The sequence below is a fragment of the Micromonospora zhanjiangensis genome, assembly GCF_042650605.1.
Lineage (GTDB): Bacteria > Actinomycetota > Actinomycetes > Mycobacteriales > Micromonosporaceae > Micromonospora_J > Micromonospora_J zhanjiangensis.
The window spans coordinates 1-1,182 of sequence record NZ_JBHSBN010000110.1; the positions used below are offsets into that span (position 1 = coordinate 1).

The window sequence follows — 1,182 nt, forward strand, 5'->3', positions numbered from 1 at the left end:
CGGAACCTGTCAAGTCAAGTGAGACGTTTTCGTGGTCAGGTGTTCTGTAGTTCGGTGGGTTGAGCTGCTGGTTTGTTGATCCACACCGTGGTCGGCAGGGCGGGTGGTCGGGGTCGGCGGGTGAATCGGTCCGGGTGGGTGCGCCAGGCGGTGTCGAGGGTGGCTTGCCGCTGGTCGTGCACGTCGCTGGCGGTGCCGTAGTGCACGGAGGCGGGGGTGTGCAGGCCGATGCCGGAGTGGCGGTGTTCGTGGTTGTAGTAGGTGAAGAACTCGGTGCAGAACTCGCGGGCGTGGTGCAGGGATGCGAACCGGTCGGGGAACGCGGGGCAGTACTTCAGGGTTTTGAACTGCGCCTCGGAGTACGGGTTGTCGTTCGATACCCGGGGTCTTGAGTAGGAGCGGGTGACGTCGAGGTCGGCGAGGAGTTCGGCGACGGGTTTCGAGGCCATCGACGAGCCGCGGTCGGCGTGCAGGACCTCGGGTCGGGCGCCGTTGCGGGTGATGGCGTCGTCGATGACCTCGCGGGCGAGCATCGAGTCCTCGGCGGTGGCGACGTGCCAGCCGACGACGTAGCGGGAGTACACGTCGATGATCACGTAGAGGTGGTGGAACACGCCCCGTGTAACGGTTTTCAGGCGGGTGATGTCCCACGACCACACCTGCGACGGTCCGCTGGCGGCCAGTTGCGGGATGGTCCGGGCGGGGTGGGTGGCCTGCCGGCGGCGTTCGGTGCTTTCACCGGCCTCACGCAGGATCCGGTACATCGTGGACTGCGAGCACCAGTAGCGGCCCTGGTCGAGTTCCCGGGCCCATACCTGCGCCACGGACATCTCCGCGTACTCGTCCCGGTGCAACAGGTCCAACACCGCGCGGCGTTCGGCCGGTGACAACGTCGATGGCGGGGGTGTCTTCGGCCGCAGCGGACGCGACATCACGGGTGGCTGCTGCCGCCGGTAGTGCGTGGCGCGGGACCGGCCGGTCAACCGACACGCCCCGGCCACACCCACCAGCGGCGTCAACTCGTCGAACGCGGCGGTCAGCGCCCGCGCCGCCTCGGCGCCGTGCTGTCCGCGCTCTCGGACAGCGTCTCCAAGAGCGCGTGCGCTTTTCCCATGATCTCCAGGGCGGTCTTCGTCCGCGCCAAATCCGCTTCCAGGCGCTCATTGCGCCGCCGCAGCCGCT

The 1,182-nt window shown here is 68.1% G+C and carries 1 pseudogene; it reads right to left on the reverse strand.

From position 1 onward, the window contains the following. Window positions 1-35: 35 nt before the first annotated feature. Window positions 36-1,052, reverse strand: a pseudogene (locus tag ACFOX0_RS34155) (IS3 family transposase); the annotation flags it as partial. Window positions 1,053-1,182: the final 130 nt, after the last annotated feature.